Origin of the sequence: Chryseobacterium sp. C2(2020) (assembly GCF_014218915.1) — a bacterium.
Taxonomy (GTDB): domain Bacteria; phylum Bacteroidota; class Bacteroidia; order Flavobacteriales; family Weeksellaceae; genus Chryseobacterium; species Chryseobacterium mucoviscidosis.
In genome coordinates, this window is sequence record NZ_JACLCT010000030.1 from 1 (window position 1) to 15,997 (window position 15,997).

Annotated in this window: 11 protein-coding genes; 6 read left to right on the forward strand and 5 right to left on the reverse strand. The window is 37.5% G+C overall.

Annotated elements, in window-relative coordinates:
* The 3 genes from H6W52_RS15525 to H6W52_RS15535 form a co-directional block, all read right to left on the reverse strand.
* The coding region (locus H6W52_RS15525) for a DUF6443 domain-containing protein (RefSeq protein WP_228459452.1) at positions 1-2,199 on the reverse strand (2,199 nt) is incomplete at its 3' end.
* Between the two features lie 7 nt (positions 2,200-2,206).
* Positions 2,207-5,404 carry a hypothetical protein gene (locus tag H6W52_RS15530; protein ID WP_116097584.1) on the reverse strand — a complete coding sequence of 1,066 codons (3,198 nt, stop codon included), beginning with the start codon at positions 5,402-5,404 and terminating at the stop codon, positions 2,207-2,209.
* A gap of 2 nt (positions 5,405-5,406) precedes the next feature.
* Positions 5,407-7,014, reverse strand: coding sequence for a T9SS type A sorting domain-containing protein (locus tag H6W52_RS15535; RefSeq protein ID WP_116097582.1), 1,608 nt, complete (start codon positions 7,012-7,014; stop codon positions 5,407-5,409).
* Between the two features lie 829 nt (positions 7,015-7,843).
* Between H6W52_RS15535 and H6W52_RS15540 the strand changes: the two genes are divergently transcribed.
* The 4 genes from H6W52_RS15540 (at position 7,844) to H6W52_RS15555 (ending at position 10,925) form a co-directional block, all read left to right on the forward strand.
* Positions 7,844-8,572, forward strand: a complete 729-nt coding sequence (locus H6W52_RS15540; protein WP_116097580.1) for a DUF6261 family protein — start codon at positions 7,844-7,846, stop codon at positions 8,570-8,572.
* 28 nt (positions 8,573-8,600) lie between these two features.
* The gene (locus H6W52_RS15545) at positions 8,601-8,999 is read left to right on the forward strand and encodes a DUF2007 domain-containing protein (RefSeq protein ID WP_076390985.1); all 399 of its coding nucleotides are present in this window, start codon (positions 8,601-8,603) and stop codon (positions 8,997-8,999) included.
* 823 nt (positions 9,000-9,822) lie between these two features.
* The gene (locus H6W52_RS15550; protein ID WP_116097578.1) at positions 9,823-10,428 is read left to right on the forward strand and encodes a fumarylacetoacetate hydrolase family protein; all 606 of its coding nucleotides are present in this window, start codon (positions 9,823-9,825) and stop codon (positions 10,426-10,428) included.
* A 59-nt stretch (positions 10,429-10,487) separates the two neighbouring features.
* Positions 10,488-10,925 (forward strand): universal stress protein, encoded by a 438-nt coding sequence (locus H6W52_RS15555; protein ID WP_116097576.1) that lies wholly within the window; start codon positions 10,488-10,490, stop codon positions 10,923-10,925.
* Between the two features lie 76 nt (positions 10,926-11,001).
* Here H6W52_RS15555 and H6W52_RS15560 read toward each other — a convergent pair whose 3' ends face one another.
* Entirely contained in the window at positions 11,002-11,235 is a 234-nt protein-coding gene (locus tag H6W52_RS15560; RefSeq protein ID WP_087705988.1) for a DUF6341 family protein, read from the reverse strand.
* 42 nt (positions 11,236-11,277) lie between these two features.
* Here H6W52_RS15560 and H6W52_RS15565 point away from each other — a divergent pair, with 42 nt between their 5' ends.
* Together H6W52_RS15565 and H6W52_RS15570 are read left to right on the forward strand one after the other, a co-directional pair.
* Positions 11,278-12,183, forward strand: coding sequence for a DUF6427 family protein (locus H6W52_RS15565; protein ID WP_116097574.1), 906 nt, complete (start codon positions 11,278-11,280; stop codon positions 12,181-12,183).
* 5 nt (positions 12,184-12,188) lie between these two features.
* Positions 12,189-12,773, forward strand: coding sequence for a DUF3109 family protein (locus H6W52_RS15570; RefSeq protein WP_116097572.1), 585 nt, complete (start codon positions 12,189-12,191; stop codon positions 12,771-12,773).
* A gap of 186 nt (positions 12,774-12,959) precedes the next feature.
* On the opposite strand, the gene H6W52_RS15575 is transcribed toward H6W52_RS15570, so the two are convergent.
* Positions 12,960-15,821, reverse strand: coding sequence for a M16 family metallopeptidase (locus H6W52_RS15575; protein ID WP_116097570.1), 2,862 nt, complete (start codon positions 15,819-15,821; stop codon positions 12,960-12,962).
* Positions 15,822-15,997: the final 176 nt, after the last annotated feature.

Below are 15,997 nucleotides of genomic sequence, written 5' to 3' on the forward strand. Positions count from 1 at the left end.
GCCTTCGTATCCTGTTGCATTCTGTGCATGATCATTGATGTTGGTAAGCCTGTTGCTGACATTGCCGGAAGCATAGATGTATTGCAGGTTATCAATCATGGTCGGCGTTGTATTCCCATATTCCAGAACCGAGGTTCTGTAAAGACTGGTAATATTCCCGTTCAGATCATACGCTAAAGACTCCGTATTCTCTTTACTGTTCGGGTTTTGGGGATTCTGGTAAAACCCTGCCGTTAACCTGTTAATTTTATCATAGGCATAGCCGTATCTTTTTGGTGTTGTTGATGGATTTGCCCCAATAGATTCTACCGCTCGCCAGTCTACCTCTGTAATATTCCCGTTGTATTTCGGGACAACATTCTTTCCTGAAAACTGTGCTGTATCCGGATTTTCGATCCCGTCGCGACTGGTATATTTTATTTTGTAGGAAAACAGTTTTCCGCCAAGATCCGTTGCCGCCATCTGGTTTTTGTTGATCTCCGTCATCCATCCGCGGATGTTGTAATCGTAATCGATGCTTTGCAGGGGAGCAGAACCCGATGTAGAGCCTACTTTCTTGTTCACAAGCTGGGACAGATCGTTGTAGGTGTTTTCGGCAAGCAGTTCTTCAGGATTATTGTCTACCTGATGGTAATGTTTTACCAACCTGTTCTGAGAATCGTACTCAAATCTTTCCTGTACCGTTACCCCGACTTCGCCCTGCTTTCTGAGGTGATAGGTATTGGTTTTTAAAGGAACCCCCGCAAAATCCAGCTCGGTTTCGGTGTTGGTGTACCCTCCGAGATGGTTGGTGCTTTTGGTGGCAATTGCTCTTCCCATCGAATCATAATAGCTGTAGGTTTTCGTCCAGTTGTTGTCTTCGATGTTTTTAACGTAGGCAGCGGTTAAAATTCCCATCGTGGAAGCATCTTCACTGCTTCCCAGGGTTTGTTTCATCGTATGCTGCCCGAGAACCGTTGCCGGAACCGCCGGAGCTTCGGGAGGATAGGTATCGTAATAATTAACCGAAAGCAGGGTCATGCTTCCCGTAGGAAATGCCTGTTTGTCGTAGTACACCTCCAGCCCCTGCAGATTAAAGGAAGTGGAGGATCTTCTTTCCGTATTGTAGGCATTGGCAGTCATGCTGTTCAGGGCATTCTGCATTACCTGTCTCGATGCGGTGTTGGAGAAGAAACCGGTATACGCCACCCTTCCGAACTCATCATATTTGGTAAAAAGCCAGCCTTTGCTTCCGAAGCTGTTGTTTACTGTTCTCAGGATGGCATCCTGCGTGAGCACCACACGGTCCTGTTTGTCGTAGACCATCAGTTCCCATTCTTTTCCGGGCAGTCTTTTTTCAACCAGACGGTCTCTGCCGTCGTACCGGTACTGGTAGCAGAGCTCGTTTAGAATGGCATCCGTAATCAGGTTACTGTTATCTGAAATCTGTTTTACCGCTTTCGGGGAAAGGACGAAAGCCAGCTGGTTGTACTCGTTGTACACATAATATGTGTCCACATTCTGTGCCCCGTCGTTTCTGCGCACCAGAATCGTCTGTCCCTGTCCGTTTTTAAATTCCGTTACAGGATTTCCGTCTTCATCGGTAACGGTATTTTTGTACAGTGTTGCGGCAGAATAATATCCTGAATTATCCGTAGAAACCGAAAGCGTGGAAACCGTGGTGGAAACATTGTTCACGGTACTGGTGGTTGTACTGGTGATAAATTTCTTCACCTCTGTTCCCAGGTTGGTTTCGTACTTCAGCTTCTGGGTGTGTCCCGAGCTCATCTTCCATGGCTCTCCCGGGCTTGCCTGCTGCAATACCCTGTCCAGCGGGGAGTTTTCTATTTCCTTTTCAGAATATGCGTTGGAAACCCCGTAATAGGAGTTGGCAGCGGTTTCATCGGTAATTCCGGTGTGGATGGAGGAGTTCTGGGTGGCGGCAGGAACGGGAAGGATATTTTTCACCTGTCTTCCGAAGCCGTCATAGGTAACGGGGGTTACCAGGTCTTTTCCGCCGGGTGCCGATTTTACACTGATGATCTGCTTAGGTCTTCCCAGACCGTCAAAGTAAGTGATGGTCTCGGATTTCCGGCTGCAGTCGTCATTCAGACAGCTCCGGGACTGTACGTAGTTCTCGTTCTGGGACTGTGCGAAGGACATCGCAGCAATGCTAAGCCCCAACAGGGAGAATGTTTTGGTGGTACTGTATTTTCTCATGTTTGTGTTATGGTTTGTAGTTGTACTTGTTTTCAGACATTTTTTTGTTGATATAGCTTCCTGCGCTGTTTTTCCCTCTTACTCCTGTTTCTTTCAGCCTGTTTGCCGGATCGTAAGTGTAGGTCTGTCTTACCCCGGACGGAGGGGTGATGCTGGTTACCCCGATCAGCGGATCGTAGGTGTAGGTGGAGATCAGCTTTCCTGAAAGCGCCGACTGTTTTCTGAAGCTGTTCAGGGCATCCAGAAGAAGGCTTTCCTGTGCAGGATCTGCAGCATCATTATCGGAAGCCGTTACAATCCCTGAAACCGGAACTGTGGATGTCAGCTGGTCGTAAGTGATTCCCTCCACCTTGGCAATGGGCTGGGTTTTGTTATATCCCCAGACAATGGCTACCGGAATTCCGTCCTTGGTGGTGTACTGTAAAAGGTTTCCTTTTTCATCGTATCTGTCGTAGGTCACTTCCGTAGAAGCAACTGTAGGGTTTTGGAGATCATACGATAATACAGATGTCGGAAATAAATTGGCAGGATCATCATATTTTGTTTCGCTTTTGGAAATGGTTTTATTGTCTTTTTTTACTTCTGTTTCCAAAGGAATTCCAATTATATTAGCATTAATTAATTTTTGGTTACCTTTTTCGTGGGCGTATTGATAGATTGTTTTTTGAGATGAATCAGGTGTATTAATGATTAGAGACGTTGGATTAAGATGCTTATAAGTAGTATCATAAAAATAGTTTGAAGTCGTTGCTATACTTTGATTGTTAAGATAACGAGTATTCTTTTGCGTTTTCAACTTTACCCAACTTGAATTTATCGAGTATCTGTAATATTGAAAACTTGCTTTATAATAAGGAAAAGTAGTTGGAGTATCTAATGTAACGGCAATTATGTTTAGCACATAAGGCTGGATAGTAAGCTCAGGTGAATATAAATAGTCGGCTGATTGTTCATTAAGTTTATAATCAAACTCATAATCAAACTCCTGTTTTTCAACAAGATTATTTGCAGAATTATAAAACTCTTTTTTATTAAGAATTCCTCTTGCATACTGATTATTAGCATATAAAAAGAAAGGCTGACCAGCAAATGTAAAATTAGAAGAAGGATAATTGGTAAAATAATCTATTGTCTTATAATTTTCTGTACCTGAAGTATTTTCTACCTCCGTAATTACTCTTTTATAAGCAACAGGTTTACCATTAATGCTTGTAAGATTAGCATTTCCTGAATTTGTAATTACTAATCTGGAACATGAATTTCCAAATGTACCATAAGGACTTGTTGAAATATAATAGTAATTTATTTTATCTCCTAAATATTCTCCTGATGTTCTGTTATTTTCTAATACATATTTATAGTTTTGAATCAATGCATTAGTATTATCAGAATCTTTTTTTACTATTTTTTTTATCCTAATACCTCCTACATTTTTATCATAATCTTTAAGTGGATTTTGAACATCAAACCACTCTAATTCTAAAGAAGCATATTCTGAAGAAGGAACACTGCCTGATTTTCTGACCCTTACCTTATAAGATTGTGCCGGTAACAGAAAATCATAATCTTTCACTACAAGAAATGTTTTTACAACGGTGTTATTAGCATCTAAAATTTCTCCTACAAAATGAGGGCCTACAGGTAAACTTCCAGAACCATCATCTTGAGGATTTATTGTCGATAAAAACTTTACTTTGAAATTAATCTGAGTTTGTGTAGTTTGACTGCTAATCGTCTGCATTGGATCAGTATTCGATACAATAAGTTTATTTTTGCTTATTTTTTTTTCGTAATCATTAAAATAAAAGCTGTCATTTTCATATTCAATATCCATAGAGCCTCCTGTAGGATATTTTATTCTATTTAAGCTTCCCTGCTTAGCAAAATTAATGTTAGGTTCTTTATTATCACCTAATCCATAGATTTGATTATTATATTCTACATATTCAATTCCTGTATTTGAACTTTGTCCGTTATAATACCCTAAATAATCTGTTGCATTAGAGAAACGATTCGGAAGAGGCATATCTTCGTTATACTGAAACTGATATTTTTTATTTTCGATAGTCTCCACCAATTCATTTAATTTTAATTTTTTCATTAATGAAGATGTCTGATTGGAATAATTAAGCACATCAATCTGTTCTGTAGAAATAAAATAGCTTTGATTAAACTGGTAATTCTGAATAAGTCTTTGATTCTTATCTTTAATTTCTATACTGCTGATTTTTTTTCCATCAACAATATCTTCTCTGGTACTATAATTTATATTAATTTCGCCTTCAGGAAAGGTTATTTTCCTAAGAATAAATTCTTTAAGAACTTCCGAATAAGTTGGATATTCGTCATATTCATCTTGTGCCGATGCATCACTGTTTCCTAGAGTGGTTTGGCAATCTTGTATTGGGTATGAATATTTTTTAGTATAGTTGCTTAGATAACCATATGAAATAGGATCGTACTCAAACATTATTTTTTTACCTGAAGGATAAACAATACTTTCTATTACGTAATCTGTAACCTGTATATCCTGAGGTGTAGGAGTACTGCCACCTAAATTTCTTACAGAGTTCCCACCAATAAAATTATATATAACTCCTTTGTCATCTGTAATCTTGAAAACGTTTTCAATTTTCACTTTTTGATAAGGAATCTGTATTATTTTTCCGGTGTGGTCATAATGAAACTCACCTGAAACACCGTTTACAGAATATGAGAATATATCAGGTTGAGTATCTCTTTTGGTAGCATATAAATCCTGATTTCCAGTATCTTGGTTAAATCCTGTAATAGATGCTGCTAATGCATAGCTAGTTGACTGTAAATCATTCGGAGTAAAATAATTTTCATCCATAGGAATATTAGGCACCCAGCCACGGTCTTCCTCTCCAAATATCTGTTTTGATAAAGAGGTGTTTCCTATGGATAAAGACCATCCTAAACCGACCTTCGAAGCAACTTCTTTAACTTTTACCCCTGATGCATGATAATTAATAGTAATTGGAAAACTCTCATTATCAATTTTAATATTATAAATAGGAATATTGCTGCTTATAACTCCTGTATAAGTTGAAGAAGGCATATCTGTGCTTTTCGAAATTTGTGAAGCATCCGGTGATTTTAAACTGATATCAAACTTTTTATCCTGAGCATATAAGCTGTAGGAAAAAGTAATTGCTATCATTAATAATATTTTATTTTTCATTTTTATTTTTTAATTAATTTAGCATTCGCGGTTTTATTTGTATCTGTTTTAATGGTAATCAAATAAGCCCCCTGAATCAGAGGCTGCGTATTGATTTTGGTGATCTTGTTTTTCGTTTTTACCGTTTCAAGCTTTCTTCCGCCCATGTCATACACCGCGATTTCAGCTTCAAACGCTCCTTCTCTCAAGCCCTCAAACCCAAGCTCCACATACACATAATCCGTTACTGGGTTCGGGTAGATCTTAATATCCTGCTTTTCGATCAGTTGGTCAACCTGTTTATCCCCCAGCTTCACGATCTTCCAGTTTTCTTTTCCCAGTTCCTCTGCGCTGGTTCCTGCGAGTACAATCGATCCGTCACGGTTCAGCTTAATATCAGATAACCGTTCCTCTTTTTTTCTGGATTCTCCTTTTACGTGCTTTCTCCACTGCTCATTTCCGTTCTGGTCCAGATACAGCATCCAGAAAGTCTCATCATCATTCTCAATTCTTCCTTCTGCCTGAGTGTAACCACCTAATAAAATGCCTTTCGTTGAAGGTTGATTGTTGCTCGTTGATGGATTGTGAATCACACTCATTCCCATTAAAACATCTCTGTTTTTAAAATTGTAAGACTTCTGCCAGATCTCTTCACCTTTTTCATTGAGTGAGAGTAACCAAAGATCAGTTCCTTCTTCTATTCCGACAGATTTGTTCCCGGATCTTTCAGATCTCGATTCTCCTCCGATTAAATAGCCTGTTGATGTCAATGCTAAAGTTCTCAGATGATCATCTCCTTTGCCACCATAGTTCTTTTCCCATTCTACCTTTCCGTCTTTTGAAAGTTTAATGATCCAATAATCGCCTTCACCATAGTTCTCTGTCTGCTTGGCTTTACTTCCAGCCTCCGTCTTCCCGCTTCCAACCAAAGCCCCGCTTCTGGAATAGATCCCTAACAAAGCTCCTCCATCTTTGGTCGGAATCATTTTTTCCACTTCTTCCAGACCTTTTCCGCCTAAAATCAATTGGGATAGTTCTTTCCCGTTTTTATCCAGTCGTACCACCAGAACATCTTTGGAGCCGTAGCCTCTCGGTGAGTTCTGTACATTACCGGCTACAAAGAATCCAAAATCCATCGTCTGGATCACGGCTCTTGCTTCTTCATCAGATGTTTCGCCAATGGTTTTCTGCCATAATTTATCGCCGAATTCGTTGATTCTGATAAGCCAGAAATCGCTGCCTCCTTTGGAATCATCTTTCTTATCAAGTCCTTTTCCGCTGTAGGAAGTTCCGGCAAGAAGAAATCCTCCTTCCTGAGTGTTAACCGTTGCCGAAAGAAAATCATGGTTTTTTCCTGAGAAATATTTTTCCCAGACTTCTTCGCCCTGCTGGTTGAGTTTAACCAAATGGAAATCGTAACCGTTGTTCTGCTTTTTGTTGTCAGATGCTGATTGATTGTTGTCAGGACGGATGCTGCTTCCGGTAATTAAATACTGTTGATCGATGGTTGTGGTGACCTGTGAGAGAAAGTCCTGCGTAGAAGACCGGATGTCTTTCTGCCACATCACTTCCTGAGCAGACAGACAAAGGACAGCGCATAATGTAGATGCGCCTGCATAAAGTTTTCTCATGCCTTAGTGTTGTTTATAGGTTATTTTTATATATTTATTAAGATGCAAAGGTATATTTTATACATCACTTTTAAAAGAGTTATTTACGATTAAAACCTTAATTATATCATGTTTCAAAGGTATTTATACATAGCGACAAAACTTGACGTATTAAAATAAAATATATATTTTTTGGAACATCCGATTTTTTCCAGATAAAAAACAGATATTTCGTATCCTGTTTTTTCACATTGGCTGATATTTATTATTTTAGCCAAAAAATAAGGACTTAGCTCACATTTTTTAGTTTGAGCCTTTCAAAAGATTTTCGAATGATTCAGCGCAACAAAACACAGCTTTCAACAAAGGAGTGAATCATCCTGCGCTAAAGTACGGAGCTTTGAACAAAATATTGAATGCTCCAATGCAGTAGTAAGAAACTTTCAACAAAGCATTGAATACCCCGGCGCAAAGGAACGGAACTTTCTTCCATCTATTAAATAATGCAGTCTAATAGTATGAAGTTTTACAATTGCTGTAAACTTTAAAAGTTTACTATAAAATAAATCTCAAGCTGTTGCGTTTATATTAAATTGCATAGCTTATTAAAAGCATGTTCAAGCTAATCCGGAATTAACAGCAAAAGGGACAAAAGACAATGATAATGCGATAATTATATTTAAATAGCTCAAAAGAATAAAAAACCGAAGATTTTTATAGTCACCAACTTTAAATAAGTTTAGCTCATCTTTTGTGACTTTTGATTATGTCGAACCTTCGGTTTATGGTTAAATAAAAGTTTAAACAGGCTTTAATTAAAAAAATAACAATAACTATATTTATAAAAAACATGGAAAAAGTAAAAAAAATTAGCATCGAAAAACTGAACAATAAGGATTTTTATCAGCTCATTGAGAACGTCATCTCAATTTCTGATACGGAGCCTCAGCTCACTACAATTTCAGCTGCCCTAAAAGCAGACATTCCTGAAATGAAACTGTCCTTTAAAAAAGAAAGTCTTACAGAGGAAACGCAGCAGGTAGTGGCTTTAGACAAAAAAAGAGACAGAGCCTTTATGAGACTGAAATCTTTTTTGGAAAGTGAAACGTACAACGACGAAGAGCCTTTAAAAGCGGAAGCCGCCAATTCTTTACTGGCGATTATAGAAAGTTTTGGAGGAAGTAAAATTCCAAAATTTAATCTTAATGGTGAGACTGCGGTTCTCACGAATCTTATTTCTTCGCTGAATGCCAAAACAGACGAAATTAACCTTCTGGATTTGTCTTCAAGAATTTTACATATAAAAAACTGTAACGAAAGTTTTCAGGCTTTCTACAAAGACAGGGGAGATTCCGCCAAAGAACTGGCAGACATAAGCCCTTTCTACAGACTGCGTAAACCTGTAACAGCAAGATACCGAAAATTTATTTCCGCAATAGAAAATATGCCGGAAATTGTACCTTCTTCGTCTTCCGTCATTGCGGGTATCATCACAAGATTAAATATAGAACTGGAAAAGTTTGATGCTTTGATTTCCAAACCGAAAACCGATAACGGAAAGCCGGGTACGGGAATTTAAAATTCAATTATCAAGCAAGTTTTAAATGATGAGTGAGCTGGTTAAATTCAAATTTTACGAAACGGCGCTTCAGGCGAACCGGGATAAACAGATTCTGGCTGAAAGCGGCATCAACAGTTTTATTGCGAACGAACAACTGATTCAGTCGGACTGGCTGCTTTCTCAGGCAGTTGGCGGAATTCAGCTTCAGGTTTTTGAAGAGGATCTTGAAAAAGCAAATCAGGCATTGAAAGATTACAAGGAAAACGAAGAATTTTCTCTGGAAGTGGAACACACCATTGCAGATCCTGAATTTGATTTTGTTTGTCCGAAATGTGGTTCTAATCATATTTACAGGGACGACAGTGCAACCAGTTTTTTCGGAATTTCGATTTTAACGAGCCATAAATTTGTCTGTTATTATTGCGGGAATGAGTTTACGCATTAATGGTTTTAGAAAGTGACGTAATATTTTTTTAACGGAATGGTCGCAATGTCTTTTTGAAAGTATTGTGGATATTTTTCGTTCGCAAGGGCGTTTCACTCAGCTAATGAGCAGTATATTTGTATTCTTTATTTATATAACAAAGAGGATATTGAAAGAAAACAGTACAATTCCCCTCCTCTGGAGGGGTGGCGAAAATTCAAATGAATTTTTGACGGGGTGGTCTTTTAATATGATTGATGAGTGATGAATGATAAAATACGGTTTACGCATTAAATTTAGAAAGTGAAATTGATATTCTTTTTAACGCAATGGTCGCAATGTCTTTTTTGAAGGTATTGTGAATATTTCCGTTCGCAAGGGCGCTTCACTCAGCAAATGAGCTGTATATTTGTATTCCTTATTTATATAACAAAGAGGATATTGAAAGAAAACAGTACAATTCCCCTCCTTCGGAGGGGTGGCGAAAATTCGAATGAATTTTTGACGGGGTGGTCTTTTAAAGTGATGATTGATAAATGATGATTTATAATCGATGAGGAATGAATTTTCTTTTACAAATAAATATTATACATTGGAAAATTCATGATTAACTCGTAGAAATTAACCGTTTTATTCTCATAGCCTCGATTGCAGCGGCATCCTTTTGTGAAGCAAAGCGGAACAAAAGATACAGTGGAAAGCGGGAAAAAGCTCCTAAAAAAGAAAGGAAGTTGGCAGATAGAGGATGGAAGTTGACGATCGTTGAAAATAAAAATTTATTAAATAATGTGAGACTGAGATTGCTTCGCCGCATTCGATTCTCGCAAAGACAAAATAGAAGAGTATGAAAATAATCTGTATAGGAAGAAATTACAGCGAACACGCAAAAGAACTGGGCAACGAAATCCCGGAAAGACCAGTCATTTTTATGAAACCGGATACAGCGGTTTTGAAGGGAAATGATTTTTACATTCCCGAATTTTCAGATGATGTGCATTACGAACTGGAAGTTGTTGTAAAAATATCAAAAGGCGGAAAATACATCCAGAAAGAAACAGCACACAAGCATTATGAGGAAATCGGGCTGGGAATAGATTTTACCGCGAGAGATCTTCAGAGTGAATTAAAATCCAAAGGATTGCCCTGGGAACTGGCGAAAGGTTTTGACGGTTCTGCAGTAGTGGGAAATTTCTTTAAAAAGGAAAATTTTAATCTGGATTCCCTGAATTTTTCTTTACTGAAGAACAAGGAAAAGGTACAGGACGGAAATACGAAGGACATGATGTTCACCATTGATGACATTATTGCTTTTGTGTCGCAGTATTTTACGTTGAGAGTGGGAGATCTTATTTTTACAGGAACTCCGAAAGGCGTAGGAAAAGTGGAAGAGAATGATATTCTGGAAGCTTATCTGGAAGATGAAAAAGTTTTAGACATCCGAATATTATAAGTAATTTAACATAACTTTTGGCATAATTTTCCTATCTTTAGTAGACAAAATTAAAGGTTATGGTAAATATTGTATTACCCGTAGATTTTGGGGACAAGATAGAACAGCTTTTGGAAGGAGCTGTAAAATTCGCTAAGCAGGTAAACGGCAGAATTTATTTAATTCATGTTGCACCTTCGGATATCGGCTTTGCGATCGGAGATATGGGATTTCAGTATTTTCCGGAAGTAGAGGAAAACGAGATTCGGGAAGAACTTGTTCAGCTGAACAAAATTCAGCAGAGAATTCTGGCGCATGAGGTAGAATGCGAACATATTCTGAAACAGGGAATCGCAAAAGATATTATTCTGGAACATGCGGAAGATAAAAAAGCAGATTTCATCGTCATGGGATCCCATGGAAGAAGCGGGATTTATGATGTTTTTGTAGGAAGTCTAACAAAAGGCATCACAAAGGATTCTAAAGTTCCTGTTCTGGTTCTTCCGATACATGACTAAAAAGTAATTTTAATCGTTAATAAAAAAGCCGACCAAATACATTATTTGATCGGCTTTTTACTATATAACCAATTAATTAACCTTCATTTTTGTAGATTTTCGGATCGTAGTAAGGGTTCTTACCTTCCGTTGGAGAATAGTAGTCTTTATCTTTATCACCTCCAAGAGTAACTACTAAAACATAGCACCAGTAAGTGAACAGTACGCAACAAACGATAAACAGAATCCAGTTCAAAACATTACCGAAAGCATCAAAGAAACCGAAAGACCATTTGAAAACTTTGCTTAAGAATAGAAAGAAAGACGTCATTATTTTCCTTTTTTAAATTAACTTTGTACAAATTTATAAAAAATGTTTAAATTACTTTCAAAAGAAAGCAATATTTTTTCAATTCCTGTTTATATTGGTTTTCTTCTTTTAATAGTAATAACTTTTAATTTATTGAATTTCAACACTTATGAGGGGATTATTGCCGGAATTACGTTTCTGGGAATTGCTCTGGGATATTTCTGTTTTCACAGTATTGCGCTCAATTATCAGACGCATCTCCCATTATTCTTATATACTTTTTTTGTTTTCGGGCTGTATCCCGGAAATGTAGACATCGGAATTGCGGTTGCACTGCTTACCAATTCTTTTCTTTTGCTGCTTTTGACAAGTACCAATGAGGACATCCGAAAAAAATCTTATGTTCTGGTAGGCTCCATTGTTGCCCTGAATTTTATTTTTCTTCCGACAACATGGCCAATGGCTGTTTTTGTGATTATTCACGTCATTGCTACTTCTGAGAGAATAAGTCTGAACATTTTCAGGTTTTTGCTGGGAATTATTTTAATTGTTTTCAGTTATTTTTCGGTAATGTTTTTTATTGATTTTAAAAGTTGGAATATCGATTATTTTCCTTTCGGTAAGATGAAACCGGTGACAGATTATACAGAACTTCTGCCTTTGATCCCTGTAATTGGCATGCTGATCTACGCTGTGTACGATCATTTCAGAAATTATAACAAAAAAAGCCCGATAAGCCGCTATAAATATACTTTTCTGCTTGTTTTTTCGATGGCTCAGCTGATTACGATTATTCTTTACATGAATAAAAACTACGAATATTTACTTCTTCTTGCCTTTCCTTCCACTATTATTATCAGCAGAATGCTTCGGTTTCTGCCGAAATACTGGATGCAGGAGGTCGGTTTGTGGCTGCTTATTTTCAGTTTAATCGGTTTTAAAGCCGGAACTTATTTTAATTTATTTTAAAGATTATGATTCAGATAGACGATAAATTGATCTCCGAGGATATTTTTTCTGAAGAGTTTGTGTGTAACCTTTCTAAATGTAAAGGTGCGTGTTGTGTAGAAGGAGATGTAGGTGCTCCTTTGGATAAGGACGAACTGGAAATTTTAGATTCTATTTTTGAGAAAGTGAAGCCTTATCTTACCGAAGAAGGTATTAAATCCATCGAAAAGATCGGAACATGGACGACAGATCCGATGGACGGAATGTACGTTACACCAATGGTGGAAAACCGCGAATGTGCATACGTAACTTTTGATGAAAAAGGAATTACAAAATGCGGTATTGAAAAGGCATATGAAGACGGCGCAGTAGACTGGCAAAAACCGATCTCGTGTCATCTTTATCCGATCCGTATTAAAGAATATTCTACCTTCAAAGCATTGAACTATGATGTCTGGAAGATTTGCAGCGATGCCTGTACTTTAGGCAAAGAATTGCAGGTTCCCGTGTATAAATTCCTGAAAACGCCTTTGATCCGAAAATACGGTGAAGAATTTTACGAAGTTCTGAGCGAAGTAGCGGATGAATGGAAGAAGGAATATGGATCTTAATTTTGGGTTATAGAGTGAGCGGGTTTTTAGGGTTTGAGAGTTTGAGGGTGTTGAGTTGTAAGGTTTTTAGGTTTTAAGATTTTTTTCAACTTTAACTGAATTGCATTCAGCCTTAACAGTAATAAAGCAAAACCGTTCTGTAAAATCTACAGAACGGTTTTTAATTGAACTTTATTATATCGAAAATTATTTTGCTGCTCCGGCTTTTATGACTGCTGTTTCAGCTTTAGCTTCTTCTTTTTTGGCTTTTTCCCAACCGTCTTCCGGCATCAGGGTAGCCACGATTCTGCCTTTTGTAAGATACTTCTTCGCTACATCGTGAAGGTCTTTTACCGTTAAAGCTTTTACTTTTTCCTGATAGTTAAGGATTTCATATTTATCGCTTCCATCAACCTGATTTTTGGTAAGCGCATTCATCCAATACATATTGTCTTTCATATTGGTTTTATCATCATTGTACTCTCCTTCCTTATATTTATCAAGATCTTTTTGCTCAGGCCCTTTATCTATTAACTTCTGAAGTTCTGCAATCGCACTTTTCGTTAATTTATCAGCATTTTCCGGTCCGCAAGGGAAATTGATGCTGAAACTGTAATTACTGAACGGAACTTTGTACATTCCTCCTCTTGCTCCGCCTCCGTAAATTCCGCTTTCCTCTTCTCTCAGTTTTTCAATTACTTTAATGGTTGCCACTTCTCCCAAAGCTTCTAAAGCTAATGCTTCTTTTTCATTGTAAGGTGTTTCTCCGATGTAGGAAATGGTTACCATACTTTTAGGATCTTTACCTTTTTTGTAGACCTTTGAATAATCTCCGGTGATCTGTCTGTAACCCGTATCTTTAAAAGTAGACGTTTTTCCGCTTGAAGGAAGACTTGCAATGTACTGTAACACTTCATTTTTAAAGGTTGCCTCATCAATATTTCCTACAAAATAGAACTGGAAGTTTCCGGCATTGGAGAATTTCTCTTTATAAATATCGTACGCTTTTTTATAATCTGTATTTGCCCAGTCTTTCTCCATCGGGATAATTCCTACGAATCTTGGGTTTTTCTGATTCATGAATTTCGCATGCTCACTGGAGAAATAAAACTGAGGATTAGACAACAGGTTATCCATCATCGCAGACTGTTTTGTTTTGTACGCATTAAATGCATCAGGATTATAATTCAGACCTGTAAAATAAGCATACATTAATTCCATTGCTGTTCCAAGATCTTTTCTGGTTGTTCTTCCGGAAACTCCTTCCGTTACATTTCCGATTGACGGATTTACGTTTACCTGCTTTCCTGCAAGATAATTGGTAAGATCAGCTTTAGAAAAACCATTTACACCTGCTTCAGAAAGCGCAGGAAAAGCAAACTGGGTTTTAATAAAATCGGCATCGTTAATTACAGAACTTCCTCCTAAACTTCTCGCTGCAAAAACAATTTCATCGTCTTTAAAGTCTGTTTTCTTGAAAGTAACTTTTGCGCCATTGCTCAGCGTCCATGTTGTGGTTCCTAATTTGGCATCGGTTTCTGTTTTAGCAATCGTACCTTCAGATTTGAAAGGTTTTACTAAATTTTTAATCGTAGCTTTTTCTTCATAAGGCTTAAGATCTGCCATTTTCACTCCTTCAAAAGTATTCAGCACCATCGCTTCCGTCGGCATCTGAATGTTGTCTTTTTTAGGACCGGTGATTACCACTACCCTACTGTCGTCTTTTACCAGTTTTTTAATCACATCATTGGTCTGAGCCAGCGTTACAGAAGGTAAGAATTTCTTAGTATCTTCATATTCCCATGCAATTCCCGGCATTGGTTCCTGCTCAAGGAAATTTCTTACATATTCGTCTACAAGAACATCACTTTCCGTTTTATCTCTGTTGTTGTAGGTTCTTTCAATATTAGACATTATCTGAGATTTTGCCCTGTCTAATTCTGTTTGTGTAAACCCAAATCTTTTAGCTCTTTCCGTTTCTTCCAGAAGAACTTTTAAAGCATTAAGCTGGTTTCCGTCTTTCACCATTGCCATTCCCTGAAAAGCTTCTTTGCTTCTCGCGTATGTTCCACCGTGATAAACGTAACCGTATGTGAAAGGAGGATTGTTGGAATTTACCAATTCTCCAAGTCTGTTATTCAACATAGTGGAAGCAAGCTGTTCTACAAGACTTTGGTTGTACTGCTCTACCGTAACATCCGGCTGATAAGCCTCAGAATCTTTCATGATGAACTGAACCATAGATCTTGTAGCATCCGGATCTGTTTCGATAGCCACCAAAGTTTCCTTATGGTTCGGAAGATCGAAATTCTTTCTATCTCTAGGTTTTGAAGGATTTTTATATTTGCTGAAATTATCTTTAATTTTCTTTTCAACTTCGTCCACATTAATGTCTCCTACTACTACAATTGCCATCAGATCAGGTCTGTACCAGTCTTTATGAAACTGTCTGATGACATCCGGTTTGAAGTTTTCCAGAACATCTTTTTTTCCGATCGGAAGTCTGTTGGCGTACTGAGAGTTATACAGTAATTTCGGAAGATATTTATCCGACATTCTTTTATCTGCTCCCAAACCTAGTCTTAATTCTTCCAAAACAACTCCTCTTTCTTTATTGATCTGCTCATCAGAAAGGGTAGCGTTGAATGCCCAGTCTTCCATTACTTTAAGACCTGCATCCAGATTTCCCGGCTTATCTAAAGGAACAGGAAGCATATAAACCGTTTCGTCAAAGCTGGTGTAAGCGTTTAAGTGCTGTCCGAATTTTACTCCGATTGACTGTAGAAAATCGACAAGTTTATTATCCGGAAAGTTTTTAGTTCCGTTGAAGTTCATGTGCTCCATGAAGTGAGCCAGACCTCTCTGGTTTTCATCCTCAAGGATAGATCCTGCATTAATTGCCAGTCTGAAATCTACTTTCTTTTCTGGTAATGTATTTTTTCTGATGTAGTACTTCATCCCGTTTGGAAGTGTACCGGTCTTTACAGAAGGATCCATAGGAATATTCTGTGCAAATGCATTGGCAGACATCAGAAAGACAACTGCAAGCGACGAAAACATTTTTTTCATAGTTGTTTCGATTATTAATTTTTATGGTTCAAAAATATGATTTATTCACTTAACGAGGAAATGTTCAAATTATTATTTAAAGTTAAATTCGAGTTAATTATCGTTAAAATTTTAAGCTAAAAAAATTGAATTTCAGAAGATAGAAAACTGCTTTAAAAGGGAAAATCCCAAGCCAA

What these genes read in the sequence shown, in the direction of transcription:
- H6W52_RS15530 (WP_116097584.1), bottom strand. Translation starts at nt 5,404, where the DNA reads ATGAAAAATAAAATATTATTAATGATAGCAATTACTTTTTCCTACAGC.
- H6W52_RS15535 (WP_116097582.1), bottom strand. Translation starts at nt 7,014, where the DNA reads ATGAGAAAACTTTATGCAGGCGCATCTACATTATGCGCTGTCCTTTGT.
- H6W52_RS15540 (WP_116097580.1), top strand. Translation starts at nt 7,844, where the DNA reads ATGGAAAAAGTAAAAAAAATTAGCATCGAAAAACTGAACAATAAGGAT.
- H6W52_RS15545 (WP_076390985.1), top strand. Translation starts at nt 8,601, where the DNA reads ATGAGTGAGCTGGTTAAATTCAAATTTTACGAAACGGCGCTTCAGGCG.
- H6W52_RS15550 (WP_116097578.1), top strand. Translation starts at nt 9,823, where the DNA reads ATGAAAATAATCTGTATAGGAAGAAATTACAGCGAACACGCAAAAGAA.
- H6W52_RS15555 (WP_116097576.1), top strand. Translation starts at nt 10,488, where the DNA reads ATGGTAAATATTGTATTACCCGTAGATTTTGGGGACAAGATAGAACAG.
- H6W52_RS15560 (WP_087705988.1), bottom strand. Translation starts at nt 11,235, where the DNA reads ATGACGTCTTTCTTTCTATTCTTAAGCAAAGTTTTCAAATGGTCTTTC.
- H6W52_RS15565 (WP_116097574.1), top strand. Translation starts at nt 11,278, where the DNA reads ATGTTTAAATTACTTTCAAAAGAAAGCAATATTTTTTCAATTCCTGTT.
- H6W52_RS15570 (WP_116097572.1), top strand. Translation starts at nt 12,189, where the DNA reads ATGATTCAGATAGACGATAAATTGATCTCCGAGGATATTTTTTCTGAA.
- H6W52_RS15575 (WP_116097570.1), bottom strand. Translation starts at nt 15,821, where the DNA reads ATGAAAAAAATGTTTTCGTCGCTTGCAGTTGTCTTTCTGATGTCTGCC.